This is a genomic window from Nocardioides jiangxiensis (assembly GCF_030580915.1).
Taxonomy (GTDB): domain Bacteria; phylum Actinomycetota; class Actinomycetes; order Propionibacteriales; family Nocardioidaceae; genus Nocardioides; species Nocardioides jiangxiensis.
Genome location: NZ_JAUQTA010000002.1, coordinates 97,841 through 123,542, shown reverse-complemented (window position 1 = coordinate 123,542; position 25,702 = coordinate 97,841). Strand labels below are relative to the sequence as shown.

23 protein-coding genes and 2 tRNA genes are annotated in these 25,702 nt (G+C 71.2%); 3 read left to right on the top strand and 22 right to left on the bottom strand.

The window, feature by feature from the left end:
* Positions 1–174: 174 nt before the first annotated feature.
* The 6 genes from Q5722_RS11940 to Q5722_RS11915 form a co-directional block, all read right to left on the bottom strand.
* On the bottom strand, positions 175–1,602 hold the full coding sequence (locus Q5722_RS11940) for a PxKF domain-containing protein (protein WP_305028492.1): 1,428 nt from the start codon (positions 1,600–1,602) through the stop codon (positions 175–177).
* A 124-nt stretch (positions 1,603–1,726) separates the two neighbouring features.
* Complete coding sequence (locus Q5722_RS11935; protein ID WP_305028491.1) at positions 1,727–2,701, bottom strand: hypothetical protein; 975 nt, start codon at positions 2,699–2,701, stop codon at positions 1,727–1,729.
* Entirely contained in the window at positions 2,701–3,123 is a 423-nt protein-coding gene (gene ndk / locus Q5722_RS11930; RefSeq protein WP_305028490.1) for a nucleoside-diphosphate kinase, read from the bottom strand. The genes Q5722_RS11935 and ndk overlap by 1 nt, the downstream gene beginning before the upstream one ends.
* A 10-nt stretch (positions 3,124–3,133) precedes the next feature.
* The gene (locus Q5722_RS11925; protein WP_305028489.1) at positions 3,134–3,553 is read right to left on the bottom strand and encodes a hypothetical protein; all 420 of its coding nucleotides are present in this window, start codon (positions 3,551–3,553) and stop codon (positions 3,134–3,136) included.
* 144 nt (positions 3,554–3,697) lie between these two features.
* Entirely contained in the window at positions 3,698–4,126 is a 429-nt protein-coding gene (locus Q5722_RS11920; RefSeq protein WP_305028488.1) for a DUF4233 domain-containing protein, read from the bottom strand.
* Complete coding sequence (locus tag Q5722_RS11915; RefSeq protein WP_305028487.1) at positions 4,123–5,583, bottom strand: bifunctional folylpolyglutamate synthase/dihydrofolate synthase; 1,461 nt, start codon at positions 5,581–5,583, stop codon at positions 4,123–4,125. The genes Q5722_RS11920 and Q5722_RS11915 overlap by 4 nt, the downstream gene beginning before the upstream one ends.
* 123 nt (positions 5,584–5,706) lie before the next feature.
* Here Q5722_RS11915 and valS point away from each other — a divergent pair, with 123 nt between their 5' ends.
* Positions 5,707–8,319 (top strand): valine--tRNA ligase, encoded by a 2,613-nt coding sequence (gene valS / locus Q5722_RS11910; protein WP_305028486.1) that lies wholly within the window; start codon positions 5,707–5,709, stop codon positions 8,317–8,319.
* Positions 8,320–8,496: 177 nt separating this feature from the next.
* Here the strand turns inward: valS and Q5722_RS11905 are convergent, their stop codons facing one another.
* From Q5722_RS11905 to Q5722_RS11840, 14 genes are all read right to left on the bottom strand, one after another.
* Entirely contained in the window at positions 8,497–9,045 is a 549-nt protein-coding gene (locus Q5722_RS11905; RefSeq protein WP_305028485.1) for a hypothetical protein, read from the bottom strand.
* 138 nt (positions 9,046–9,183) lie between these two features.
* The gene (clpX, locus tag Q5722_RS11900) at positions 9,184–10,461 is read right to left on the bottom strand and encodes an ATP-dependent Clp protease ATP-binding subunit ClpX (RefSeq protein ID WP_305028483.1); all 1,278 of its coding nucleotides are present in this window, start codon (positions 10,459–10,461) and stop codon (positions 9,184–9,186) included.
* Positions 10,462–10,548: 87 nt separating this feature from the next.
* Entirely contained in the window at positions 10,549–11,187 is a 639-nt protein-coding gene (locus Q5722_RS11895) for an ATP-dependent Clp protease proteolytic subunit (RefSeq protein WP_305029066.1), read from the bottom strand.
* Positions 11,184–11,783: an ATP-dependent Clp protease proteolytic subunit gene (locus Q5722_RS11890; protein ID WP_305029065.1), complete on the bottom strand. Its 600-nt coding sequence runs from the start codon at positions 11,781–11,783 to the stop codon at positions 11,184–11,186. The genes Q5722_RS11895 and Q5722_RS11890 overlap by 4 nt, the downstream gene beginning before the upstream one ends.
* 143 nt (positions 11,784–11,926) lie before the next feature.
* On the bottom strand, positions 11,927–12,412 hold the full coding sequence (locus tag Q5722_RS11885; protein ID WP_305028482.1) for an SRPBCC family protein: 486 nt from the start codon (positions 12,410–12,412) through the stop codon (positions 11,927–11,929).
* A complete protein-coding gene (locus Q5722_RS11880; protein ID WP_305028481.1) occupies positions 12,409–13,620 on the bottom strand; it encodes a lipase family alpha/beta hydrolase in 1,212 nt (403 codons plus the stop codon). Before Q5722_RS11880 ends, Q5722_RS11885 begins: the two co-directional genes overlap by 4 nt.
* A 55-nt stretch (positions 13,621–13,675) precedes the next feature.
* Entirely contained in the window at positions 13,676–14,731 is a 1,056-nt protein-coding gene (locus Q5722_RS11875; RefSeq protein WP_305028480.1) for an esterase/lipase family protein, read from the bottom strand.
* Between the two features lie 184 nt (positions 14,732–14,915).
* Complete coding sequence (tig, locus tag Q5722_RS11870; protein ID WP_305028479.1) at positions 14,916–16,286, bottom strand: trigger factor; 1,371 nt, start codon at positions 16,284–16,286, stop codon at positions 14,916–14,918.
* A gap of 58 nt (positions 16,287–16,344) precedes the next feature.
* Positions 16,345–16,417: transfer RNA gene (locus tag Q5722_RS11865), tRNA-Pro, on the bottom strand.
* 23 nt (positions 16,418–16,440) lie between these two features.
* Positions 16,441–16,514: transfer RNA gene (locus Q5722_RS11860), tRNA-Gly, on the bottom strand.
* Between the two features lie 79 nt (positions 16,515–16,593).
* Positions 16,594–17,661, bottom strand: coding sequence for a PP2C family protein-serine/threonine phosphatase (locus tag Q5722_RS11855; protein ID WP_305028478.1), 1,068 nt, complete (start codon positions 17,659–17,661; stop codon positions 16,594–16,596).
* A 38-nt stretch (positions 17,662–17,699) separates the two neighbouring features.
* Complete coding sequence (locus tag Q5722_RS11850) at positions 17,700–18,536, bottom strand: Fpg/Nei family DNA glycosylase (protein ID WP_305028477.1); 837 nt, start codon at positions 18,534–18,536, stop codon at positions 17,700–17,702.
* Between the two features lie 3 nt (positions 18,537–18,539).
* Positions 18,540–19,052: a ribose-5-phosphate isomerase gene (locus Q5722_RS11845; RefSeq protein ID WP_305028476.1), complete on the bottom strand. Its 513-nt coding sequence runs from the start codon at positions 19,050–19,052 to the stop codon at positions 18,540–18,542.
* Between the two features lie 12 nt (positions 19,053–19,064).
* Complete coding sequence (locus Q5722_RS11840; protein WP_305028475.1) at positions 19,065–19,439, bottom strand: hypothetical protein; 375 nt, start codon at positions 19,437–19,439, stop codon at positions 19,065–19,067.
* A gap of 43 nt (positions 19,440–19,482) precedes the next feature.
* Here Q5722_RS11840 and Q5722_RS11835 point away from each other — a divergent pair, with 43 nt between their 5' ends.
* The gene (locus tag Q5722_RS11835) at positions 19,483–20,157 is read left to right on the top strand and encodes a nitroreductase (protein WP_305028474.1); all 675 of its coding nucleotides are present in this window, start codon (positions 19,483–19,485) and stop codon (positions 20,155–20,157) included.
* A 17-nt stretch (positions 20,158–20,174) separates the two neighbouring features.
* Positions 20,175–21,839 (top strand): DUF885 domain-containing protein, encoded by a 1,665-nt coding sequence (locus Q5722_RS11830; protein WP_305028473.1) that lies wholly within the window; start codon positions 20,175–20,177, stop codon positions 21,837–21,839.
* A 712-nt stretch (positions 21,840–22,551) separates the two neighbouring features.
* Here the strand turns inward: Q5722_RS11830 and metG are convergent.
* Together metG and Q5722_RS11820 are read right to left on the bottom strand one after the other, a co-directional pair.
* The gene (gene metG / locus Q5722_RS11825; RefSeq protein ID WP_305028472.1) at positions 22,552–24,345 is read right to left on the bottom strand and encodes a methionine--tRNA ligase; all 1,794 of its coding nucleotides are present in this window, start codon (positions 24,343–24,345) and stop codon (positions 22,552–22,554) included.
* 54 nt (positions 24,346–24,399) lie between these two features.
* A complete protein-coding gene (locus tag Q5722_RS11820) occupies positions 24,400–25,698 on the bottom strand; it encodes a peptidoglycan recognition protein family protein (RefSeq protein WP_305028471.1) in 1,299 nt (432 codons plus the stop codon).
* Between the last annotated feature and the right edge of the window lie 4 nt (positions 25,699–25,702).

Genomic DNA, 25,702 nt, shown 5'->3' with positions numbered 1-25,702 from the left:
TGAAGGGGAAGTGAGTACGCCGTCGACCCGCCGCACTCGCCCACGAGGTTAAGGAGCCGGAGCGGGCGAAACCGGGAGGCTCGCCGCGCGTGTGGCCGACATGACCCGAATGGTCAGTTCCGGGCGCACCACGGGGCCCGCCGCAGGCGCGACGGGCCCCGTGCCGGGCTCAGCTCACTTGCGCAGGTCGACCACCGCGCTCGTCGATCCGAAGAAGCTCGGGTCGATGACAGTGATCCGGTAGGTGCCCGCGGTCAGGGCGGCACCCGTCTGCTGGCTCAGCTTCGTCGAGAGGTTGTAGACGTACTGCTGCGCCGCTGCATCCCAGCGCATCTGCAGGCCGTTGGTGGCCACGCTGTCGGCCGCGATCTCGTTCACGGTGCCGTCTGCCTGCGTGTCGAGCCGGGTCAGGCTGACCGTGGGGGCGAGCGTGCTCACCGTCGCGTTGGAGCAGTCCTTCACCGTGATCTTCACCGGGACCGTCGACCCCAGCTTGAAGGTGCTCCGGGTGCCGGTCGCATTGATCGGCTGCAGCAGCGCGCTCGGGGTGTTCTTCGTGGCGAACCCGCCCGTGAGGGAGGCCGAGCCGGTACCACCGTCGTCGTCGGTCACGCTGACGCCGACGGTGAACGTGCCGGCGCCGAACGTGTGTGAGCCGGTGACCGGCGAGGTCGCGGGGTCGACACCCGTGGTCGCACCGTCGCCCCAGCTGATCGAGGCCGTGTGCGTGTCGGCGGTGCCCGGGTCGGTGAACGGCGCGCTGACCGCTGCCGTGCAGGCGTCGACGTACGTCGCGGTGAGGGGGCCGACTCCGGGGGCGACGTTCGCCGCAGACCACGAGAAGCTCTGGGTCGCTGTGAGGACGCCGTCGCTGGCCTGGACCGTCACCGTGCCGCCGCCGTTGTCGACGGTGGCCAGGCTCCAGGAGAAGGTGCCGTCGCCGTGGTCGGTGATCACTCCCGCACCGGCGGTCTGCGTGAGCACCAGCGGGTCACCGTCGGGGTCGGTGAAGCCGCCCGTGGTGGCCAGGGTGTCGCCCTCGTTCCCGTTGGCGTCGGCTGCCTGGGCAGCCACGACCGGAGCGCGGTTGGTCACCACCGGCGTGCAGTCGACCGCCGTCCAGCTCACGTCGAGCGTGTCCGTGCGGCTGACCGTGGCCCGCGAGGCGCCGGTTCCACTCGCGGTGAAGGTGAGCGTCGCACCGTGCGCACCGGTCGCTGCGCCCGCCGGCACGGTGACAGTGACGGTGGACGCGTCGGCGTAGGTGGCGGAGTTGGGTGCTGACGTGCTCCAGCCCGCCGGAGTGGTCGCCGAGGACGGGGTCGCGGAGACGCTCGCGCCGCCTGCCGACGCGCCGGCCGTGGTGATGGAGACAAGCGTCGAGTCGGCCCACACCTGCGCCGCGTCGGAGCCGTTGTGGCGCAGCGTGAAGGCGACGGCATCGGACGCGGCCTCACCGAGGCAGACCGCACCGAGGTCGAGGGAGCCAGTCGAGGCGTGGAGCTCGTCGGTGACGACGAGGTTGTCGGCGAAGGCGGAGGGGGCGAGGAGGACCAGCGCGCCGGTGGCGACGAGGCTGGCCGGGAGGGAGGAGGGACGCATGCCTCGACCGTTGCCTGCCCGGGAGGCATCCGCTCCGGGTTCGGGCAGACCCCCGGGTCGAGACCACCCGTCCGGGTGGTGCCGGAGGGGCCGGGCGCCGTGTCAACCCCGGACCCGTCGGCGGTCAGAAGTCGCAGTCGGCCCGCGGGGCGCGCTCGACCTGGCCGCGGTCCAGGCGCAGCACCTGCGGGACGACCAGCTCGTGCGGGTCGAGATAGCCCTGCGTGGCGGACTCGCTCACCGTCCAGATGTCGCGGCCACGGAGCTCCACGTCCTCCGACCCGGGCACGAACGCCAGACGACGACCGTCCGGCGTCCCCAGCTCGGCGCAGTGGGTGCTGCTGCGGTTCACCCAGATCCCTCCCGGGCCGTCCCCCAGCCCCTGCAGGCGCGAGGGCAGCTCCATCCCCGCGACCGGAGCCGGCATGGTGGCGCTGCCGATGGTCTCGCTGCGGTCGAACCACCACAGTCGGGTTCCCCGGTGGGGCCGGTAGCCGCCGACTCCGATCCGGTCGCCGTCGACGACCAGGGTCGACCCGCGCACGCCCTTCGGCAGCATCCAGACCTGCCGCAGCGAGCCCCCGTGGCCGATCCGGTCGGGGTCGAGCAGCCAGAGCCGACGCGTCTCCAGCACCCACAGGCCCGCGCCGTCGAGCTCCAGACCCCCGCCGTGGCGGCAGTAGTCGCCGGACGGCAGCGACAGACGGTCCTCGAACGCCGTCACCGCACCGGTGCGCTGGTCGAGCACCGCGACCTGGCAGTTGCGGTTGCCGAAGGCCCGCTCCCAGCGATAGCCACCGACGAAGACTCGTCGGCCGTCGACCGCGAGCGCCTGCGGCACGAAGGCGCGGTCCACCTGCGGGACCCAGTACGCCGCGCAGACGGCTGCCTGGACGGGGTGCTCCTGCAGCGGAGGCCGCATGAGGTCGGCAGCGCGCCCGCGCACGTCGTCGTACGCCACACCGTGGCAGCGTGCCGGTGCCCCGTCAGGACGAGGGGCGGCGACGGGGTCCGCGACGCCGAGTCCCCGGGCAGAGCAGCCGGTCAGGCCGAGGCCGACGAGTGCCGCGAGAGCGGCCGCCCGTCGGCGTACGGACATCAGGCCAGGCCCGGGAACCAGATCGCGATCTCGCGCGCCGACGACTCCTCGGAGTCGGAGCCGTGCACGATGTTCTGCTGGACCTTCAGGCCCCAGTCCCGACCGAGGTCGCCACGGATGGTGCCGGGCAGGGCGACCGTCGGGTCGGTGGCGCCCGCGAGGGCCCGGAAGCCCTCGATCACGCGCTCGCCCTCGAACACGGCCGCAGTGACCGGGCCCGAGAGCATGAACTCGACGAGCGGCTCGTAGAACGGCTTGCCCTCGTGCTCGGCGTAGTGCTGCGCGAGCATGTCGCGGGTGGCCTGCTTCAGCTCGCAGGCGACGAGGGTGTAGCCCTTCGCCTCGATGCGGCGGAGGACCTCGCCGGTGAGACCGCGGCGGACGCCGTCGGGCTTGACGAGGACGAGGGTGCGCTGGGTCATGGGTCAGACCCTAGCGAACCCGCTCCTGCGCCCGCTGGACGGCTGCCGCAGCGGACGGGTGCACCCGGGTCATGACGACGTTGCCGTCGGCGTCCTGGCCGAAGCCGACCATCGTCGCGAGGCGGTTGACCGCTGTCAGGAGCAGTGCAGCGAGCGTGAGGAGCAGGAAGCCCGCGGGGTGGTCGCGCCCGGTCGTCGCTGCCCAGATCGTCCCCGCGATGCCGGCGACGGCCATGACCGCCGCACTCCGCATGCCACGCCCGTACGCGTCGTGGCGCGCGTGCTGCAGCGGGAGCTCGACCCGGGGCCGTCCGGGAACGAGCCAGGCCCGCACGGTGTGCCTCTCCGCCGTGGCCGTTCCGCTCCTCACGCAGTGCCCGCCGGGGACCGTCATCTCCGCTGCCACCGCTCCCAGGACAACACGTGCCATGCCCCGAGGCTAGCTGCCCGCGTGAACCGACACGTTCGGCCCGCAGGTGGGCGGATCGTCCCCGGGTGCCCGCAGGGCCGGCCGCCAACGTGTCGGTTCGTGCAGGTCAGCTGCCGACGGCCTTCGCCCGCGCGGCGTCCCCGCTCACGACCGGGACTGCGCCTGCTGGGCGTCCCACGCGGCCCAGGCCTCGGCCTTCTCGCGCTCGATCTTGCCGCCGAGCCAGTACGCCGTGAACCACAGCAGCGCGAAGAGGCCACCGACGACGTACATCATCGCGACGACGGGGCCGAGGCCGAAGGCGAGCACCTGCACGACGTGGCCGCCCCAGTAGCCGCCGGGACGCTTGAGCATGCCGGCCAGCACGATGCAGGCGACGACGAAGCCGAGGCCGATCAGCAGCGCGAGGGGCGTGGAGAGGGAGGTCAGCGTGAGCAGGACCGGCGTCACCAGGCCGAAGGCGATCGCCTCGAGCGTCAGGATCGCGGCGCACATGGCGCGGCGGGCACCGGTGATCTTGCGGTTGGCGATGTCCTCGGCGATGTTGTCGTCGAGCGGCTGGTTCTCGCTCATGCCTCGTCCTCCCAGTCGGCGGTGTCGATCGGCGTCGACTGGCGCAGCGCGATGCGCTCGGCGGTGCGCGCGGCGGCGCGGTCGATGGCGTCGTCCTTGTGCACGAGCAGGGCGCGCGCCTCGCCCACGGTCACCACAGAACCGGTGACGAGGACACCACCGGAGCCGATGGACTCACCGAACGCAGCCCCCGCCTCTGCCAGCGCGGCTGCCCGGTCGATCGCATCGCGCAGGTCCGGCTCGACCGTGACCCGGTCCTCGCCGAAGACGCCGACCGCGAGCCGACCGAGGTCAGCGGCCGACATCGAGCGGGGCAGGGAGTTCTGGGTGCAGACGAGGTGGGCGACGTGGGGCTCGAACGCAGCGAGCACTCCCTCGACGTCCTTGTCCCCCATCACGCCCATCACGCCGATGAGCGGCTCGAAGGCGAAGGAGTCCTGCAGCGCGGCGGCACTGGCCGCGGCACCGTGCGGGTTGTGCGCCGCGTCGAGCACGACGGTGGGCGAGCGGCGCACGACCTCGAGCCGGCCCGGGCTGGTGGCCTGGGCGAACGCCTCGCGGACGACGTCGACGGAGAGCGCACCCTCGCCCAGGAACGCCTCGACCGCCGCCAGGGCGACGGCGGCGTTCTGGGCCTGGTGGGCGCCGTAGAGCGGCAGGAAGAGGTCGTCGTAGCGGGCACGGAGGCCCTGGAGGGAGAGGTGCTGGCCGCCGACCGCGGGCACCCGCGAGACGACGCCGAACTCCATGCCCTCGCGCGCGACGGTGGCGCCGACCTCGGCCGCCCGCTCGAGGAGCACCGCGGCGACCTCCGGCGTCTGCTGCGCGAGGACGACGGTCGAGCCGGACTTGATGATCCCCGCCTTCTCGCGGGCGATGTCGACGAGCGTGTCGCCGAGGTACTGGGCGTGGTCCATGGCGACCGGCAGGACGACCGCGACCTTCGCATCGACCACGTTGGTGGCGTCCCAGGAGCCCCCCATGCCGACCTCGACCACGGCGGCGTCGACGGGCGCGTCGGCGAACGCGGCGTACGCCATCGCCACGACGGACTCGAAGAAGCTCATCGGGTGCGGCTGCGTCGCGTCGACGAGCTGCAGGTAGGGGGCGACCTCGTTGAACGTCGCCACGAACGCCTCGTCGCTGAGCGGCTCGCCGTCGATGCTGATCCGCTCGCTCATCTTCTCGACGTGGGGGCTGGTGAAGCGGCCGGTGCGCAGGTTGAGCGTGCGCAGCAGGGTGTCGATCATGCGCGACGTGGAGGTCTTGCCGTTGGTGCCGGTCAGGTGCACCACCGGGAAGCTGTCCTGCGGTCGTCCGAGCAGCTCGGTGAACGCGAGGATCCGGTCGAGCGAGGGTTCGAGCCGGGTCTCGGGCCACCGCGACAGCAGCGCGTCCTCGGCCTCGGCGACGGTCTCGGCAGGACGGCCCTGAGGCTCGTAAGGGAAGTCAGTCATCTCGGCGGCAAGTCTAGGGCGTGCCGCAGGGCACGGACCGTGCCGAGCACGCGCCGCCGAGGCGCGTCCCAACTGCACCGATGCGTTTTCGCCGTGCCGACCGCCGCAACTAAACTCCCGCGCATGACTGAGACTCCCCAGAACGCCGCCCCCGAGACGCCCGACGCCACTCCCACCGGCGCCGTCGTCGTACCGGAGAAGCCGGCGCTGGAGGGCCTCGAGGAGAAGTGGGCCGCCCGGTGGAAGGCCGACGACACCTACAAGTTCGACCGGTCGCAGCCGCGCGAGAACGTCTACTCGATCGACACTCCCCCGCCGACCGTCTCCGGCTCGCTGCACGTCGGCCACGTCTTCTCCTACACGCACACCGACGTCATCGCCCGCTTCCAGCGGATGACCGGAAAGTCCGTCTTCTACCCGATGGGCTGGGACGACAACGGCCTGCCGACAGAGCGCCGCGTGCAGAACTACTTCGGCGTCCGCTGCGACCCCTCGCTGCCGTACGACCCGGACTTCACTGCTCCGGAGAAGCCGGACCCGAAGAAGCAGATCCCGATCTCCCGCCCCAACTTCATCGCGCTCTGCGAGCAGCTGGTCGAGGAGGACGAGAAGGTCTTCGAGTCCCTGTGGCGCACGCTCGGCCTCTCGGTCGACTGGAACGAGACCTACACGACCATCGGCCAGAAGGCCCAGGCGGTGTCGCAGAAGGCGTTCCTGCGCAACTTCGCCCGCGGTGAGGCGTACCTGCAGGAGGCGCCGACCCTGTGGGACGTCACCTTCCAGACCGCCGTCGCGCAGGCCGAGCTCGAGTCCCGGGAGTACGCCGGCGCGTACCACCGCGTCTCGTTCCACGCGCCCGACGGGACTCCCCTCTTCATCGAGACGACCCGCCCCGAGCTGATCGTCTCCTGCGTCGCGCTCATCGCCCACCCGGGCGACGAGCGCTACCAGCACCTCTTCGGCACCACCGCGACCTCGCCGGTCTTCGGCGTCGAGGTCCCGGTGCTCGCGCACGAGGCCGCCGAGCCGGACAAGGGCTCCGGCCTGGTCATGTGCTGCACCTTCGGTGACCTCACCGACGTCACCTGGTGGCGCGAGCTGCAGCTCCCGGTCCGCACGGTCATCGGCCGCGACGGCCGCCTGCTGCGCGAGACCCCGGAGTGGCTCTCCGGCGACGCCGCGACCAGGTACGACGAGTCCCTGGCGGGCAAGACGGCGTTCTCCGCGCGCGAGCAGATGGTCACCTGGCTGCGTGAGTCGGGCGACCTCGACGGCGAGCCCAAGCCCACGCAGCGCATGACGAACTTCTACGAGAAGGGCGACAAGCCGCTCGAGATCGTCGCCACGCGCCAGTGGTACGTCAAGAACGGCGGCCGCGACGCCGACCTGCGCGAGGCGCTGATCGCCGACGGGACGAAGATCGACTGGCACCCGGCGCACATGCAGCACCGCTACGACAACTGGATCTCCGGCCTCAACGGCGACTGGCTGATCTCGCGCCAGCGCTTCTTCGGCATCCCGTTCCCGGTCTGGTACTCCCTCGACGCCGATGGCGAGCCGGACTACGCCAACCCGCTCGTCCCGACCGAGGCGCAGCTCCCGGTCGACCCCTCCACCGACGTGCCTGCCGGCTACACGGCCGAGCAGCGCGGCGTTCCCGGTGGCTTCATCGGCGACCCGGACGTCATGGACACCTGGGCGACCTCCTCCCTGACGCCCCAGATCGCCGGCGGCTGGGAGTCCGACCCGCAGCTGTGGGCCTCCGTCTACCCGATGGACCTCTGCACGCAGGGCCACGACATCATCCGCACCTGGCTCTTCTCCCGCGTCGTCCGCGCGCACCACGAGGACAAGACCGTCCCGTGGAAGCACGCGATGCTCTCCGGCTTCGTCGTCGACCCGGACCGCAAGAAGATGTCGAAGTCCAAGGGCAACGTCGTCGTCCCGACCGAGATCCTCGACAAGTACGGCGCGGACGCCGTCCGCTGGCGTGCCGCCATGGCACGACCGGGCCTCGACTCGCCGTTCGACGAGTCGCAGATGAAGGTCGGCCGTCGCCTGGCCATGAAGGTGCTCAACGCCTCGCGCTTCGTCATCGGCAGCGACTTCGGCGTCGGGGCCACCACCCTCAACAACGTGGCGATCACCGAGGCCGTCGACGTGGCCCTCATCGGGCGCCTCGCCGCGGTCGTCCGCCGCGCCACCGAGGCGTTCGAGGCGTACGACTACACGACCGCGCTCGAGACCGCGGAGAAGTTCTTCTGGGAGTTCTGCGACGACTACCTCGAGCTGGTCAAGGAGCGCGCGTACGCCGGCTCGGAGTCGGCCAAGGCGACGCTGGCACTGGCGCTCCACGTCCAGCTGCGCCTGCTCGCGCCGTTCCTGCCGTACGTGACCGAGGAGGTCTGGTCGTGGTGGCAGTCCGGTTCCGTCCACCACGCCGCGTGGCCGACGGTCCTCGAGATGGGCTCGGCCGGGGCCGCTGACGGCACCGCCGTCGACACCGTCGCGGCGGCGCTCGGCGGCATCCGTGGCGCGAAGTCGCAGGCGAAGGTGTCGATGCGCACGGAGCTGTCGCGCGTCGAGTTCACCGGCCCGGCTGCGGTGCTCGCGATCGTCAAGAGCGCCGAGCAGGACCTGCGCAACGCCGGCAAGATCACCGGCGACGTCGTCTACACCGAGGGCGAGGGTGACCTCACGATCGTCGCCGAGGTGGCCGCGCAGCCCGAGGCCTGACACGCAGGACGCCGCGCCGGCGCACCCTCAGGGTGCCCCGGCGCGGCGTTCGCCGTTCCACTCCCCTGCGCCGAGACGAGGCTTGTGCCGAGACGAGGCTTGTGCCGAGACGTCGGTCGCACCATCGTCGCGGCACAAGGCCCGTCTCGACGCGGCACGAGGCCCGTCTCGGCGGGATCAGCGAGGGTGCTGCGCGGCGCGCGTGGCAGCGTGGCCGGGCTTGCGGTCGGCCTTGGCTGCGGCACGACGGGTCTTGGCGGCGGCGTGGTCGGCCTTGCGCTGGGCCTGCGCGGTCGTGTGTGCGGTCGCACGCTTCGCCTGGTGATGACCCATCTGGGTCGGGCCACTGCTGCGCGGCGCGACCGAGACGGCCGGGCCGGCGTGCTTGACCGTCTGCACCGTGACGGCTGCGGATGCATGACCGGTCGTCGCAGCGCGGTGCCCGCCACCTGAGGCAGTGTGCGGGCCCGAGACCGGAACCACGCTCACCACGGCGGGTACGACGGTGCCGGCGACCGCGGAGGCCACCTCGCTGCTGACGTGCCCGAGCTCCTTGGCCGCGAGAGAGACGCTGCGGACGGCGTCGTACATGGGCGCAGGACCACCCGCGCGCGCGACCGAGTCAGCAACGGGGTTGCCGGGCGAGATGCCCTGGACGAGGACGACCACCGCGGCAGCACACAGTGCCGCGTAGGCCGTGAGTGGCCGTGCATGCGATGCGTCCATGGTCCCCTCCCTTGCTGGCTCCCTCGGGTCAAGTCTCCCCGTTCCTGAGCGAGACCGGTGCACACTTCCGCGAAATGGCCCGAAAGGACTACGACCGCCCCGCTGTGCGGGACGGTCGTAGCAGGTGCTGCGGGTCGGTCAGGCCGACTTCTTCTTCTTCGGCTCCTCGTCGCGCGGGACGAGCGTCGGCTCGACGCCGTCGTTGACGACCTCGCCGGTGACGATGACGCGGGCGATGTCGCCGCGGGAGGGGACGTCGTACATCACGTAGAGGAGGGTCTCCTCGATGATGGCGCGGAGGCCACGGGCACCGGTGCCGCGCTCGAGCGCCTTGACCGCGATCGCCTTGACGGCGTCGTCGGTGAACTCCAGCTCGACCCCGTCGAGCTCGAAGAGCTTCTGGTACTGCTTGACCAAGGCGTTCTTCGGCTCGGTGAGGATCTGCACGAGGGCGGTCTCGTCGAGCTTGGCGACGCTCGCGATCAGCGGCAGGCGGCCGATGAACTCGGGGATCAGGCCGAACTTGGTGAGGTCCTCGGGGCGGACCTGGGCGAGGAGGTCCTGCTCCTCGCGCTCCTGCTGGCCCTTCACCTCGGCCGTGAATCCGAGCGACTTCTTGCCGACCCGCTGCTCGATGATGTGGTCGAGGCCCGCGAACGCACCGCCGACGACGAACAGGATGTTCGTGGTGTCGATCTGGATGAACTCCTGGTGCGGGTGCTTGCGACCGCCCTGCGGCGGGACCGAGGCGGAGGTGCCCTCGAGGATCTTCAGCAGCGCCTGCTGGACGCCTTCACCCGAGACGTCACGCGTGATCGAGGGGTTCTCCGCCTTGCGGGCGACCTTGTCGATCTCGTCGATGTAGATGATGCCGGTCTCGGCCTTCTTGACGTCGTAGTCAGCGGCCTGGATCAGCTTGAGCAGGATGTTCTCCACGTCCTCGCCCACGTAGCCCGCCTCCGTCAGCGCCGTCGCGTCGGCGATGGCGAACGGCACGTTGAGCATCCGCGCCAGCGTCTGCGCGAGGTAGGTCTTGCCGCAGCCCGTCGGGCCGATGACGAGGATGTTGGACTTCGCCACCTCGACCTCGTCCTTGGCGTGCTTGCCGGCCAGCGTCGCACCTGCCTGCACCCGCTTGTAGTGGTTGTAGACCGCTACGGCGAGCGACTTCTTCGCCTGCTCCTGGCCGACCACGTAGGAGTTGAGGAACTCGAAGATCTCGCGCGGCTTGGGCAGCTCCTCGAGGCCGACCTCCGTGCCCTCGCTGAGCTCCTCCTCGATGATCTCGTTGCAGAGATCGATGCACTCGTCGCAGATGTAGACGCCGGGGCCCGCGATGAGCTTCTTGACCTGCTTCTGGCTCTTCCCGCAGAAGGAGCACTTCAGCAGGTCGCCACCGTCACCAATGCGTGCCACGGGGTTCCTCTTCTCTCAACCAGTTCAGCTTGTCGACGGTACCTCCGGTCGGGCCCTTTCGGGGCCCGACACGGAGGCCGACTTGTGTCAGATGAACGCCGCGGCCTTGCGCGACTCGAGCACGCCGTCGATCAGGCCGTACTCCAGCGCCGCCTCGGCGGTCAGGATCTTGTCGCGCTCGATGTCGCGGCTGACCTGCTCCACATCCTTGCCGGAGTGCTCCGAGATCATCTTCTCCAGCAGCTCGCGCATGCGGAGGATCTCGTTGGCCTGGATCTCGATGTCGGAGGTCTGGCCGAACGTGCCCTCGGTGTAGGGCTGGTGGATCAGGATCCGGCTGTTGGGCAGCGCGAGACGCTTGCCGGGGGCGCCGGCAGCGAGCAGGATCGCGGCGGCCGAGGCAGCCTGGCCCAGGCAGACCGTCTGCACGTCGGGCTTGATGAACTTCATCGTGTCGTAGATCGCCGTCAGCGCCGTGAACGAGCCACCGGGCGAGTTGATGTAGATCTGGATGTCGCGGTCGGGGTCCATCGACTCGAGGCAGAGCAGCTGGGCCATGACCGCGTTGGCCACGTCGTCGCTGATCGGGGTGCCGAGGAAGATGATCCGGTCCTCGAAGAGCTTGGCGTAGGGGTCGATCCGGCGGATGCCGTAGGACGTGCGCTCTTCCCACTGCGGGATGTAGTAGTTCATGCGTCTTCTCTTCTCGTCAGTGAGGCAGGTCAGCGGGCCGGACGGCCCTGGTCGACGGCTTCCTTGGCCGACTTGATCACCTGGTCGACGAGGCCGTACTCCAGGGCCTCCTGCGCGGTGAACCAGCGGTCGCGGTCGGCGTCCTCGGTGATCTGCTCGACGGTCTGGCCGGTGTGCTCGGCGATGAGCTCGGTGAGGACCTTCTTCACGTGGATCGACTGCTGCGCCTGGATCTTGATGTCGGAGGCGGAGCCACCCATGCCGGAGGACGGCTGGTGCATCATGATGCGCGCGTGGGGCAGGGCGTAGCGCTTGCCCGGCGTGCCGGCGCACAGGAGGAACTGGCCCATCGACGCAGCCAGGCCCATGCCGACGGTGACGATGTCGTTGGGGATGTAGTTCATGGTGTCGTAGATCGCCATGCCCGCCGTCACCGAGCCGCCAGGGCTGTTGATGTGCAGGAAGATGTCGGCCTCCGGGTCCTCCGCGGAGAGCAGGAGGAGCTGCGCGCAGATCGCGTTGGCGTTCTGGTCGCGCACCTCGGAGCCGAGGAAGACGATGCGCTCACGGAGCAGCCGCTGGTAGACATCCGCGTCGAGGCCGTACGACGGCGAGGTGCCGCCGTCCATCTGGGGGCTGGAGATCTGGTTCACGTCGCCGACAGTAGCCGCGGCGACCGACATTTCCACGGCATACACCGCCCTGTTCGCCGACAGCAGATTTCGCCGCACGAGCGGGGGCTGCGCGGGGTCCCCGCGGGGTCCGCACCGGGTCAGCGGCGCTCGACAGCAGCCTTGAGCCGGGACAGGGTGACACCCATGTCCGCCTCGAGGGCGTCGGCGTGTGCGGCGCCGCCCCCGAGCATGAGGGGCGCGTAGATCCGCGAGATCCAGGTCAGCCGGGGCACCGGGCGACGCTGCACGAGGCGCGTGCCCTCCCCCTCCGCTGCAAGCTCGAAGATCCAGGTCGCGCCCGAGGTCGCCGTGTGCCAGGCGAGGGTCCGCTCGGGGTCGAGCTGGGTGACGATGCTGCGGCTCGGCCAGACGGCCAGTCCCTTGCGGTTCCACCCGAGGTACCACTGGCCCAGCCGCAGGCCGCCGCGCTTGAGCGGGGTCATGGCGAGGAGCTCGGGGCTCCACTCCGGCATCCGCCTCAGGTCGGTCAGGGCCGCCCACACGGCCGCCACCGGCGCGTCGACCACGGTCTCCGCGCGCAGCTCCCGGTCGGCGGGGAGGGTGGGCAGACGGGACTCGGTCATGCGAGCCACTCCTTCAGCTTGCGGTGCACCTCGGGGTGGTTGAGCAACCCGAAGTGGTCGGTGTTGGGCAGGTGCAGCGTGCTGGCCCCCGGGAAGAGGTCGATGCGGCCCGAGCGTCCCATGGCCGAGGGGTGGCGGACCAGCAGGTCGCCGAACGCCACGCTGAGGGGATGGAAGACCGTCGGGCCGAGGGTGGCGGACACGAGGTGGTAGCGCACGTGCGGCAGCCGGGCGACCTCGTCGCGGACGCCGCGACGCAGGTCCGAGATGCCGACGGAGCGGGTGTCGAGGATGCGACCGATGGAGCGCACCTCGGGCAGCTTGCCGAGCGCCCACGCACCGCCGTGGACGAGCCGCTCCAGCGGCGCGCCCAGGTGAGGAGTGCCGAGCATGACGACGTCCGTGACCAGCTCGCGCCACGGCTCCGGCGCGCCGGTGTCGACGACGCAGGCGCGGCGGATGATCAGGCCGCCCATGGAGTGGCCCACGAGCGCGATGCGGGTCACGGGCGCGGGCCAGCCCGCGACGAGCTCGTCCAGCAGGGCTGCGAGGGCGACGCCGTTCTCGGCGATCGAGAGGCCGGTGTTGACGCGGAGCCGGACCGGCGACCACTCCCCCGTGGCGGCGAGGGCCGCGCCGTACGACGGCAGCTCGTCGGCGCGACGGTCCCAGTGCTCGTCGTGCTCCATGAGGCCGTGCACGAAGACGACGACCTGCCCGCTGGCCTGCGGGAACGCGGCACGCAGGCCCTGCGGAGTCATCGGCACGTCGTGCCCGCCGTCGCGCACCGCCATCCGGATCGCGCTGGAGCTGCCGTCCTCGGTCAGCCGGTCACCGATCAGGCCGTTGACCACGGACGTGACGTGCCGGCCGAGGCGGAGGTCCTCGGTGCGTCGACCGCGGCCCTTGCGGTCCTGGCGGTCGAGCACCTTCGCACCGGCACGCAGTCCGGCACCCAGCGACGCGTAGATGCCGCCGGCGATGGCGTCGTGCACGAGCTGGGAGGGCTTCGCGGCGCCGGCGGTCGCCGGGTTGACCAGCCCCCAGACACGGTTCGCGATCGCGAGGTGGGTGTCGCGGACGGTGCCGAGCAGCAGGTCCTCGGCGTACGTCGCGGCGAGGGCGCCGGTGCCGTGGAGGGTGGCTCCGTCGGTGGACGCCGTGGCGACGACACGGGCAGCTGCGGGAGCGGGCTCAAGGGCGGACATGACGCCTAGTGTCCGTTTTCAGTGAACAGTTGTCCACTCGATCTGCGTCACACGCTCAGCGCAGCCAGTCCATCAGCGAGCGGTGGACATCGGGGTGGTTCACGAGGGACTGGGCACCGAGGGTGACCTCGTGGCGCTCGGCGGTCGGGAACAGGTCGCGCGCCCGGCGGACCTGGCGCAGCGCCCGCTGCCGCCACCAGAGCATGCCGCCCAGCACGGCACCGGCAGGGTTGGGCATCCCCATCGCACGGTCCGTGACCAGGAGGTAGCGCACTCCACGGCGCGGCGGGACGTCGACGATCTCCTCGTCGGCCGCCAGGATGCCGGCGAGCCGCTCCTCGAGCCGGCGTCCGGCCTCGCGGGCGAAGCGCTGCGGAGCAGCCTGCAGGTGCGGCGTGCCGAGCGCGACGAGCTCGGTGACGAGGTCCGCCCACGGCCGCTCCCCCGGCGCGACGACGCCCAGCGCGCCACGGGCGACCAGGCCACCGGTGCCGTGCGCGACGATCGCGATCCGGCGTACGGCGGTGGGCCACGCCTCGACCAGCTCCTGCAGCACGCCGCTGAGCTCGACGGCGGCGTTGCCGATGCCGACGGTGTCGTCGACGCGGAGCTGCACCGGGGTCCAGCCGAGCAGGCCGGAGAGCCGGGAGGCGTACGTGCCGCCGAGCTCCTCCACGGAACGGCGCCACGACCGCTCGTCCTCACCCGGCTGCGGCACGAACACCACCAGGTGGTCACCCGCCTCGATCGGGTCGACCTCGGCGCCGTAGGCGACAGCGAGGTCCTCGGTCTCCAGCTCGAGGTCCTCGTCGAGGAACCGCACGGCCACCGGAGGCCGGGTGAGCTTCTGCCGCTCGAGGACCTGCTGGCGCCCCAGCGGGCCTGCGGCCAGCGCGAGCGGACGGCGACCCAGCGCCACGAGGCGCAGGCCGAGGCCTGCGGTCGCACGGATCAGCCCCAGCCCGAACTGCACGCGCCCCGCGATGCCCTCACCGATGTGCTGGGCGGTCCGGAACGGGTCCGGCGCGTCCGGGTGGCCCCGGTGCTGACCGGGCGGGAGGGAGACGGCGTACTCGTCGTCACCGAGAGGGACGAGCGGGGACGCGTTCACCGGACAAGTCTCCCACCGCAAGGGCGCCCGGCGCACTCGCTGCGGTCCGTGTCACGCGGGGACTGCGGTCCGGATCACGCTGGATACCGTCACGCGACAGCCACCACGGGCGCCTGCGGACGGCACGAGGCCCCGGGGACCGTGCGGTCCCCGGGGCCTCGATGCTGGGTCAGGCAGATGAGCCTCAGGCGTCCGACGTGTCGTCGTCGGCGACCTCGGGCTCGCCGATGGTGCCATCGGGGCGCAGGTTCTTCAGCTCCACGACGTTGCCGGAGGCGTCCTTCACGGTGGCACCCTCGACGATCGAGGCGAGCGCCTTGCCGCGGAGGATCTCCTGGACGTACTCCTGGATGTGGTGCGGGTGCTCCTGCAGGTGCTCGAACGCCTTCTGCGGGTCCTGGCCCTGCTGCTGGGCGCGCATGAGCACGTGGTTCGTGAGCTCCTGCTGCTCCACACCGAACTGCTCGGCCTTGACGACCTCGTCGAGGATGAACTGCGCGGTGATCGCGTCGCGGACGCGACGCTCGAGCTCGGCCTCGAACTCGTCCTGCGTCTGGCCCTCCTCCTCGAGGTACTTCTCCATCGAGAGGCCGGCGAACATCAGCTGCTGCTCGACCTGCTGGCGGCGGGCGTTGAGCTCGTCGGTGACGATCGTCTCCGGGAGCGCGATCTCGACCTGGTCGAGGAGCTTCTCGAGGACGGCGTCACGAGCGGCGGCGGCCTGCTCCAGGCGCTTGCCGTTGCCGAGGCGGGTGCGCACGTCCTCGCGCAGCTCGTCGGCCGTGTCGAACTCCGAGGCCAGCTGGGCGAACTCGTCGTCGAACGCCGGGAGCTCCTGCTCCTGGACGCCGGTGACCTTGACGGTGACGTCGACGGCCTCGCCGACCAGCTCGCCGCCGACCAGCTCGGAGCCGAAGGTCTTCTCGTCGCCCGCGGCCATGCCGACGAGCGCCTCGTCGAGACCGTCGAGCATGCCGCCGCGGCCGACCTTGTAGGACATGCCGGAGACCTCGGCGCCCTCGACGACCTCGCCGTCCTTCCTGGCGACCAGGTCGATCGTCACGAAGTCGCCGTCGGCAGCAGCGCGCTCGACGTCGTTGAGCGTCGCGAAGCGCTCGCGGAGGGCAACGATCTGCTCCTCGACGTCCTCGTCGGTGAGGGTGATGTCCTCGACCTCGGCCTCGAGGCCGTCGTAGGCCGGGAGGGTGATCTCCGGCTTCACGTCGACCTCGGCGGTGAACTCGAGAGCCTCGTTGTCCTCGAACTTCGTGACCTCGATCTCGGGCTGGCCGAGGGGCTCGAGGTTGTTGTCCTGGAGGGCCTCGCCGTAGGCCTTCGGGAGGACCGCGTTGACGGCCTCGTCCAGCGCGAAGCCGCGGTAGCCCTGACGGTCCAGGACGGCCTGCGGGACCTTGCCCTTGCGGAAACCGGGGATGTTGACCTGCGCGGCGACCTTCTTGTAGGCCGCGTCGAGGCTCGGCTTGAGCTCCTCGAAGGGGACCTCGACGGTCAGCTTGACCCGGGTCGGGTTCAGGGTCTCGACGGCGCTCTTCACCGTGTTTCTCCTCGGTATAGATGAGTGATGCAGGGAGTCTGTTGCGTTGCAGTGGCTGTCGGGGCGACAGGACTCGAACCTGCGATCTCCTGCTCCCAAAGCAGGCGCGCTAGCCACTACGCTACGCCCCGCCAAGTGGCCCTTCCCGGGCCCTTGGAGCGGATGACGGGAATCGAACCCGCGTAAACAGTTTGGAAGACTGTGGCTCTACCATTGAGCTACATCCGCGTGCTCATGTCGCACCCGCGGACGGGCGCAAATGCGCGGGTGACATCGTGCCACACCGCTCCGAGCGGGCCGAATCAGGTCACCGGCGGTGGACCAGCAGCAGCGCGCGGTCGTCGTTGCGCGAGCCCAGCTTGTCGATCAGCCGACGGGCGCCGTCGTCCATGCTGGTGCGGAGCAGCCGCTCCCCCTGGCCCTGCAGGCGGTCGATGCCGAGGGCGATGTCGCGGCTGCGGTTCTCGACCAGGCCGTCGGTGTAGAGCAGCAGCGCGTCGCCGCGGCGCATCGTGCCGGTCACCGCCGGGAACTCGGCGTCCTCGAGCACACCGAGGACGGTGCCGCCCTCCGAGGGGTGCACGACCCAGCGCCCGGCTCCGGCGACGAGCTGCACGGCCGGCGGGTGGCCTGCCGCCCGCAGCTCGAAGTCCCCTGTGCACAGGTCGAGGGAGAGGTGGATCGCCGTCGCGAACCCCTCGTCCCAGTCCTGACGGATCAGGTAGTCGTTGGCCGCCGGCAGGAACTCCCGCGGCGGAAGTGCGTTGAGCAGGCCGCTGAAGGCGCCCGACAGCAGGAGCGAGCGGGTGCCGGCGTCCTCTCCCTTGCCGGACACGTCGACGACCACGAGCTCCAGGCGCCGCCCGTTGCCAGGCCGCGAGGCCACCACGAAGTCACCGGCGAACGGCGTGCCGCCCGCCGAGCGCAGGGCGGTCTCGGCGTACCACTCCGCAGGCAGCGGCGGCAGCATGCCCTGCGACAGGATCCGGTCGCGCAGGTCGACGAGCATCGACTCGCCACGAGGACCCGACACACCGAGCCGCGAGCGCCGGAAGGAGCTGCGGAGCACCAGGAACGCGAGCGCGAAGACGACCACGACGCCGATCGCCGTGCGCAGGTCGCTGCGCTGACGCTGGGCGACGCAGACGAGCATGATCCCGAGCAGGAAGACGACGTACCAGGGAAGGTGCTTCGGCCCGAGGTAGTGGCTGGCGAAGAAGAGCGGGAGGATGAAGACCGTGATCGGGACCAGGTCCGGGCTCCCGGTCAGGACCGCCGCGCACGCGAGGACGCCCACGACGTGGGCGTACAGCACGAGGAGCTGGCCCCGCCCCCGGAGGGTGGCCAGACTGGTCATGCGGTGGGCGCGGGCCACGAGATCCTCTACTTCACCGGTGGTTGGTCGACCTCACCCTACGGTGCAGAGCGGGCCCGCGAACGGAAAGTCGGCTGGCAACGCGGGCACCAGAAGAGATTGCGTCCCTTGAGGTCCTGCGTCCTCACGGACGCACCGCACACCAGGCACGCCTGGCCGGTGCGCCGGTAGACGTAGACCTCGCCGCCGTGGTCGTCGACGCGCGGCGCACGGCCCATCGCCTCCGGGGTGTGCTCGGGGCGCACCGTGTCGATGCGGTTGAGCCGCACCCCCTCGGCCATGAGCACGACGAGGTCGTCCCACATCGCCTGCCACTGGGCCTTGCGGAGGGTGCGGCCTGGGCGCTGCGGGTCGATCCGGTGCCGGAAGAGCACCTCGGCGCGGTAGACGTTGCCGACGCCCGCGAGGACCGCCTGGTCCATCAGCAGGTCGCCGATGCTCCGCTCGCTCCTCCCGATCCGCGCCCAGGCCCGGTCGGGGTCGGCGTCGGGCCGCAGCGGGTCCGGCCCGAGCTCGGCCACGACCGCGGCCTTGCGGGCCGCGTCGACGAGGTCGCAGCGGGTTGCCCCGCGGAGGTCGGCGTACCAGGAGGGGGTGGCGAGGCGCAGGCGGACCGCTCCCTGCGGGGCCGGCGCGGGCCCACGGCGTACGTCGAGCTTGCCGATCAGGCCGAGGTGGATGTGGACGAACCGCTCGCCGGAGAACTCGACGAAGAGGTGCTTGCCCGCCGAGTCGGCGGCGACCAGCTCGGTGCCGTCGAGCTGCGCCGCGTCGGCAGCGAAGCGGCCCTGCGGGCTGGAGACGGCGACGACCTCACCACCGAAGGCGGCGGTGAGGTCGATCGCGAGGCGTCGGAGGGTGTGCCCCTCGGGCACGGGTCAGTCCCGGTCGGCCGGGCCGGACATCGCCGACTCCGGGAGCGGCGGGAGCTCGCGGGTGACCTCGTAGTCGCTCATCATCGCGATGCGGCGGACGTGGCGCTCGTCGCCCGGGAACGGCTCGGAGAGGAAGATGCCGACGAAGCGGGTCATCTCCTCCAGCGTGTGCTGGCGGCCTCCGACGGAGACCACGTTGGCGTTGTTGTGCTCGCGGGCGAGCTGCGCAGTGGCGTCGTTCCAGACGAGGGCGGCGCGGACGCCGATCACCTTGTTGGCCGCCATCTGCTCGCCGTTGCCGGAACCGCCGATGACGACACCGAGCGAGTCGAGCCCGTCGGCCTGCTCGGCCGCAACGGCCTCCGCCGCACGGATGCAGAAGACCGGGTAGTCGTCGAGGGCGTCGTAGACGAACGGACCGTGGTCGACCGGCTCGTAGCCGTTGTCGACCAGCCAGTTCATCAGGTGGTCCTTGAGCTCGAGGCCGGCGTGGTCGCTGCCGAGGTGAACGCGCATGGCGTCATTCTCTCAGAGGCCGAACGGCACCGGCTCACCGTGCTCGGTGCGCAACCGCGAACCCGCCGGAGCACCGAGTCGCTCGAGCTCGGCGACCAGCCTCCCGAGCGCCTTCGGGGCGACGTCGTGCAGGGCCAGGTCCAGCTGGATGAACGGCACACCGCCCGGCCCCTTGTGGTGGGCAGCGCCCGCCCCCGCCGACAGCAGCTCACCGAGGCCGGTCTGCTCGAGCCACCCCACCACCGGACCCGACCACGCCATCGCGCCGAAGGGGTTGCCGGGATCCGCCGGGATCCGTACGACGACCAGGTGGTGCGCTCCGTGGTCGTGGCCACCCTCGTCGCCCGTGCCACGCCGGAGCCGGCTCAGCACACCCATCAGCACCACGCCGTCCTCTCGTTCTGCATGGCGCGACACTAGTCTCCAGCGCATGACGTCCGATGCCTTCGCGTCCCTCGCCGCCCTGCAGGACCGCCGCTCCACCTGCCGCGCGTACGCCGACGAGCCGGTGCCCGCCGAGACCCTCGACGCGCTCCTGCGGATGGCCCAGCGCACCGCCTCGTGGTGCAACACGCAACCGTGGCAGGTCGAGGTCGTGTCCGGGGCGGCGTTGGTCGACCTGCGGGAGGCCCTGGTCGCCCACGTGCTGTCCTCGCCGACCTCCCCCGACCTGGAGTGGCCGACCTCCTTCCCGGGCGTCTACGGCGAGCGCCGCCGCGAGTGCGGCTTCCAGCTGTACGACGCCCTGGGCATCGAGCGCTCCGACAAGGACGCCCGCTTCGTGCAGATGCTGAAGAACTTCGAGTTCTTCGGGGCACCGCACGTCGCGATCGTGCACACACCGGCCGAGCTCGGGCCCTACGGCGCCGTCGACGCGGGGCTGTGGCTGCAGTCGTTCCTGCTCGGCGCGGAGGCGCTGGGCCTGGGCGCCGCACCGCAGGCGGCACTGGCGTCGTACGGGGCCTTCTTCCGCGAGTGGTTCGGACTGGGCGAGGACAGGATGGTCGTCTTCGGCGTCTCCTTCGGCTTCCCCGCGGCCGACGCGCCGGTCAACGGGTTCCGCACGGACCGGGCCGCTGTCTCCGATGCGGTGCGCTTGCACTGACCACTAGTTTGGCGAGCATGACCCGCCCCGTGGACCAGCTCACCGACCAGTACGTCACCGATGTCGCCGCGCTCGACCCGATCAGCGCCACCGCGATGGGGGTCCCGGGCCATGACCACGAGCTGCCCGACCTCTCCCCCGACGGTCATGCTGCGCGGGAGGCGCTGGCCCGCGCGGGCTTCGCGGCGGTGTCCGCGGCGACGCCGTCCGACGAGCGCGAGCAGGTCGCCAAGGACGCCTACCTCGAGCGAACCGGTCTCGAGATCGAGACGATCGACGCCGGGCTGGCACGCCACGAGCTGTCCGTGATCAGCGGCTGGTCCAACGCCATCCGCGAGTCCTTCGACCTGCTTCCGACGGCGACGGCCGAGGACTGGGAGACGATCGGGTCGCGGCTCTCCGCCATCCCCACCGCCCTCGAGCAGTACCGCACCACACTGCTGGAGGAGGCCGCCGCCGGGCGCGTCGTCGCCCGCCGGCAGTACGTCGAGCACGCGGCGCAGATCGCGGGCTGGACCGGTCAGCGCACCTCGGCCAACTTCTTCACCGACCTCGTGGCCGCCGCACCGGACGGCCAGCGTGAGGCGCTCGGCCGGGCCGCCAGGTCCGCGTCGGCGGCGTACGCGGAGTTCGGCGCGTTCCTGACCAACGAGCTGGCCCCGCTCGGCCGCGCGGCCGACGGCGTCGGCCGCGAGCACTACGCCCTGGCGTCGCGCCAGTTCCTCGGAGCGACCGTCGACCTCGAGGCCACCTACGCGTGGGGCTGGGAGGAGCTGGCCCGGATCGAGGCGGACATGGACCGCACCGCCACGCGGATCGTTCCCGGAGGGTCGATCGCCGATGCCGTGGCGGCCCTCGACGCCGATCCCTCGCGCGACCTCGGGTCGCGCGAGGCGTTCCAGGCCTGGATGCAGGAGAAGTCCGACGGCATCGTCCGCGACTTCAACGGGGTCCACTTCGACATCGACCCGGCGATCCAGCGCCTCGAGTGCCGTGTGGCACCCGTCAACGACGGGGGTGCCTGGTACACGCCGCCCTCGGAGGACCTGTCCCGGCCCGGCACGATGTGGTTCTCCTTCACCGACGACCACCAGACCTTCTCCACGTGGCGCGAGACCACGACCGTCTTCCACGAGGGCGTGCCCGGCCACCACCTGCAGTGCGCCCAGGCGGTGCTGCGCGCCGACCTGCTCAACCGCTGGCAGCGGCTGATGTGCTGGGTCAGCGGCCACGGTGAGGGATGGGCTCTCTACTCCGAGCGGCTGATGGACGAGCTCGGGTTCTTCGCCGACCCGGGCGACCGGCTCGGCTTCCTCGACATGCAGGGCTTCCGCGCCGCGCGGGTCGTCGTCGACATCGGCGTCCACCTCGGTCTGACCATCCCGCCCAACCCCTGGAACTGGCGGGTCGGCGAGACGTGGACCGCCGAGCTGGTCCTCGAGTTCATGCGGGCCCACTCGCGCATGGACGACGGGTCGCTGAAGTTCGAGGTCAACCGCTACCTCGGCTGGCCGGGACAGGCGCCGTCCTACAAGGTCGGCGAGCGGATCTGGCTCGAGGCACGCGCCGAGGCGCAGTCCCGGGCCGGGTCGGCGTTCGACCTGAAGGCGTTCCACACGGCCGCGCTCGACCTGGGCTCGCTCGGGCTGGACCCGCTCAAGGCCGCGCTCGCGCGGCTCTGAGTGCCGACCACCCGGCCGACGCCCCACCCGGTGACCGCCGCCTGCACGAAGGCCATGACCACGCCGGCGAGTGCGCCATAGGCGATGGTCAGCGCGAGGGGCTGGCCCTCGTGCCACAACGGCGTCGCGATGCCGAGGAAGGCACCGAGTGCCAGCAGCCACGCGGCCGCGGTCCAGAGGACCCAGCGCCAGGACCGGCGTACGTGACGACGCAGCTCCACGGCCTGCAGGCCACCGAGGCTGAGCAGGAGCAGCACGGCCGCAGCACCGGCGACCGCTGCACCGGCAGCCCGGGAGGGCCAGCCCATGGACCACACCGCGGCCCCGGCCAGCGCGTACGCCGCAACCGCGGCCGCCGACGTGAACCGCACCCATCGCCCTCGATCGAGGCCGGGGACGAGCTGGCCGAGGACCCAGGCCTGGGCAGCGCCCAGGCTGGCACCTTCGACCGCGCCTGCAAGCAGGAGCCCTCCCCACCCCACCGCAGGCGCGGCGTGCGTGGTCGTGGCGCCGACGACGGCCGGGACGAGAAACCCGACCGCCTCCGCAGCCGTCACGACTGCGGTCCAGCGGAGCCACGGTGTGGTCATGGACCCAGCACAGCGCGGACGCCGCGGCCGGTACAGGGCTGGAACGCACCATGCCGCAGGCCCAAGGGCCCGGAACGACCCGCGGATCGGCCCGTCGCTCGTGGACGCGCCAGTCAGCGGGCTCAGCCGTTGAGGCGCTCGAGCTCCTCCTCGACCACCGACGGGTCGAGCTTCACGAAGACCGGCGCCGGCTTCGCGACCGGGGTACCAGGGACGATCGGGGTGCGGCCCCACGAGCGTGCGGTCGTGTAGTCACCCGTGATGATCGGGTAGCCCGCACCGCCGTCGAGGTCGTCGGCCTCGACGATCGCCGGCATCGGCTGCACGTCGCCCGAGCCGCCCATGATCGCGTCGATCGCGTTGGCGGAGTGCGGCATGAAGGGCGACAGCACCACGTTGAGGTCGACCACGCACTGCGCCATGACGTGCAGGACGGTGGCGAGCCTGGCGGCGTTCTCCTCGCCCTTGAGCTTCCAGGGCTCGAGGTCGGAGACGTACTTGTTGACCTCGCCGACCACGCGCATCGCCTCGCCGATGGCGGCCTTCTGGCGGTGGTGCGCGATGAGGTCGCCGACGGTCGCGAAGGCCCCCTCCACGGCCTCGAGCACGGCGAGGTCGACCGGCTCGAGGTCACCGGCCGCGGGCAGCTCGCCGTAGTTCTTGGCGATCAGGTTGGCCGTGCGGTTGACCAGGTTGCCCCAGCCCGCGACCAGCTCGTCGTTGGTGCGGCGCACGAACTCCGCCCAGGTGAAGTCGGAGTCCTGGGACTCCGGGCCGGCGGAGGCGACGAAGTAGCGGAACGCGTCGACCTGGTAGCGCGCCAGCAGGTCCCGCACGTAGATCACGATCTTCTTCGACGAGGAGAACTTCTTGCCCTCCATCGTCAGGAACTCCGACGACACGACCTCGGTCGGCAGGTTGAGCGAGCCGAGCGAGCGCGGGGAGCCGCCACGGGAGCCCTTGCCGTCGTAGGCGAGGAGCTCGGCGGGCCAGATCTGGCTGTGGAAGGTGATGTTGTCCTTGCCCATGAAGTAGTACGACAGGGCCTCGGGGTCGTTCCACCAGTCACGCCACGCCTCCGGGTTGCCCGAACGACGCGCCCACTCGATCGAGGCGGAGAGGTAACCGATGACCGCGTCGAACCAGACGTAGAGCTTCTTGGTCGGGTTCTCGCGCCAGCCGTCGAGCGGGACGGTGATGCCCCAGTCGATGTCGCGGGTCATCGCGCGCGGCCGGATCTCGTCGAGGATGTTCTTGGAGAACTTGATGACGTTGGGGCGCCACAGGCCCGAGGCCTCGCGCTGGTCCAGCCACTCCCCCAGCGCCTCGGCGAGCGCCGGCAGGTCGAGGAAGAAGTGCTGGGTCTCGATGAACTCCGGCGTCTCGCCGTTGATCTTCGAGCGCGGGTTCTTCAGGTCCTGCGGGTCGAGCTGCTTGCCGCAGTTGTCGCACTGGTCGCCGCGCGCGCCGTCGTAGCCGCAGTTGGGGCAGGTGCCCTCGATGTAGCGGTCGGGCAGCGTGCGGCCGGTCGAGGGCGAGATGGCGCCGAACGTCGTCTCCTCGACGAAGTAGCCGTTCTCGTAGACGCCGAGGAAGAGCTCCTGGACGGTCGCCTCGTGGTTGCGGGTCGTGGTGCGCGTGTACAGGTCGTAGGAGACACCGAGGGCGGTGAGGTCCTCGACGATCAGCCGGTGGTTCTGGTCGACGAGCTGCTGCGGCGTCAGGCCGGCCTCGTCGGCAGCGATCAGGATCGGGGTGCCGTGCTCGTCGGAGCCGGACACCATGAGCACGTCGTGGCCCGCCATCCGCATGTAGCGGCTGAAGACGTCGGACGGGACGCCGAAACCGGCCACGTGGCCGATGTGGCGGGGACCGTTGGCGTACGGCCATGCGACAGCGGAGAGAACCTTGCTCATGGGCCTGATCCTAGTGGCGCGCAGCGGGCCCCGACGCCGCCGGCCGGGCTGCCGTCAGTACTGGTTCTCGATCCGCTGGGCCCAGCGACGCAGGTCAGGCAGTCGCGCGTAGAGGTAGCGGCCCGGGCAGGCCGTCTGGTTGGTGTCGCGGTGCCCGTCGAAGACCGGCAGCCTCACCACCTCGCCGTTGGGGTAGAGATCGCTGCCCTCGGAGGTGCGCGAGGTGGTCCCGGAGGCTGGCCGGCCGTAGAGGTCGAGCTTCCACGCCGCGAGCCTGGCCACCGAGCTGAGCAGGGCGTCCGTGGGCTTGGCGGTCTCGAAGTTGCCGATCACCGAGATGCCGACCGAGCGGTGGTTGAACCCGAGGGTGTGCGCGCCGCGCACCGGGTAGGTGATGCCGCCGTAGCGGCCCTCCCAGATCCGTCCGAACCGGTCGACGAGGAAGTTGTAGCCGATGTCGTTCCAGCCCAGCGTCTTCACGTGGTAGCTGTACATGCCGCGGATCATCGCCGGCACCTCGGACCGCGTGTAGCTGTTGGTCGACACCGTGTGGTGCAGGTGCACCTGCGAGATCGTCAGGCTGTACTCGGGCGGGTTGGGGCGCAGCGACTCGTCGGCGTTCCAGGCGTGACGGGTGTAGATGAAGGGCCGCGGGGCGTGCGGCGTGGGGAACGTCGTCTTCGGCGGCGAGTCCAGCACCGTGTCGTGGTATGTCGTGCTGGTCGTCGTGTCCGCCGCGAGCCGGTACGCCGCAGGGACCGCCCCGCCGTACGTCGACGCGTCCTGCGTCGACGCGTCGTGCGTCGGCGCGCCCGGCTCCGGCGCGTCCGGCGTCGAGGCAGCCCGCGGGTCGGCATCGGCATCGCGGTGCCCCGGGTCGATCAGCACGGCGGAGAGGCCGCGGGGCAGCGCGCCCCGGACCCGGATCTGCACGTCGGAGCGGTGACCGACCCAGGCCAGGTCGCTGCCGGCGGTGCCGTTGCCCTCGGACGCCTCGCCGTCCTCGAGCGGCTGCACCGCTTCCCACGTGGACCACCGGGCAGCGGCCCGCGTGCGGATCTCGACCTGCGGAGCGGGCTGCCCCGCGGCCCAGGTCACGGCCACCTGCTCTGCACTGTCGAGCGGAAGGGGGTGGGTCGAGCGCAACCGGGGCGCGTGCTCCACGAGCCGACCGGGGAGGGACAGCGTGCGGATGCGCACGGGCGTCTCACCGGGGCGGAGGCCCACTCCGGAAGGTGCGGTCGCGGCACCGGACGCGAGGGCGACGTGGGGCACCGCAGGCGCGCCTGGCGGCACGAGGGCGAGGGCCAGGGCCGGGATGATCAGGGGCTGCAGGATTCCGAGACGTGTCATGCGC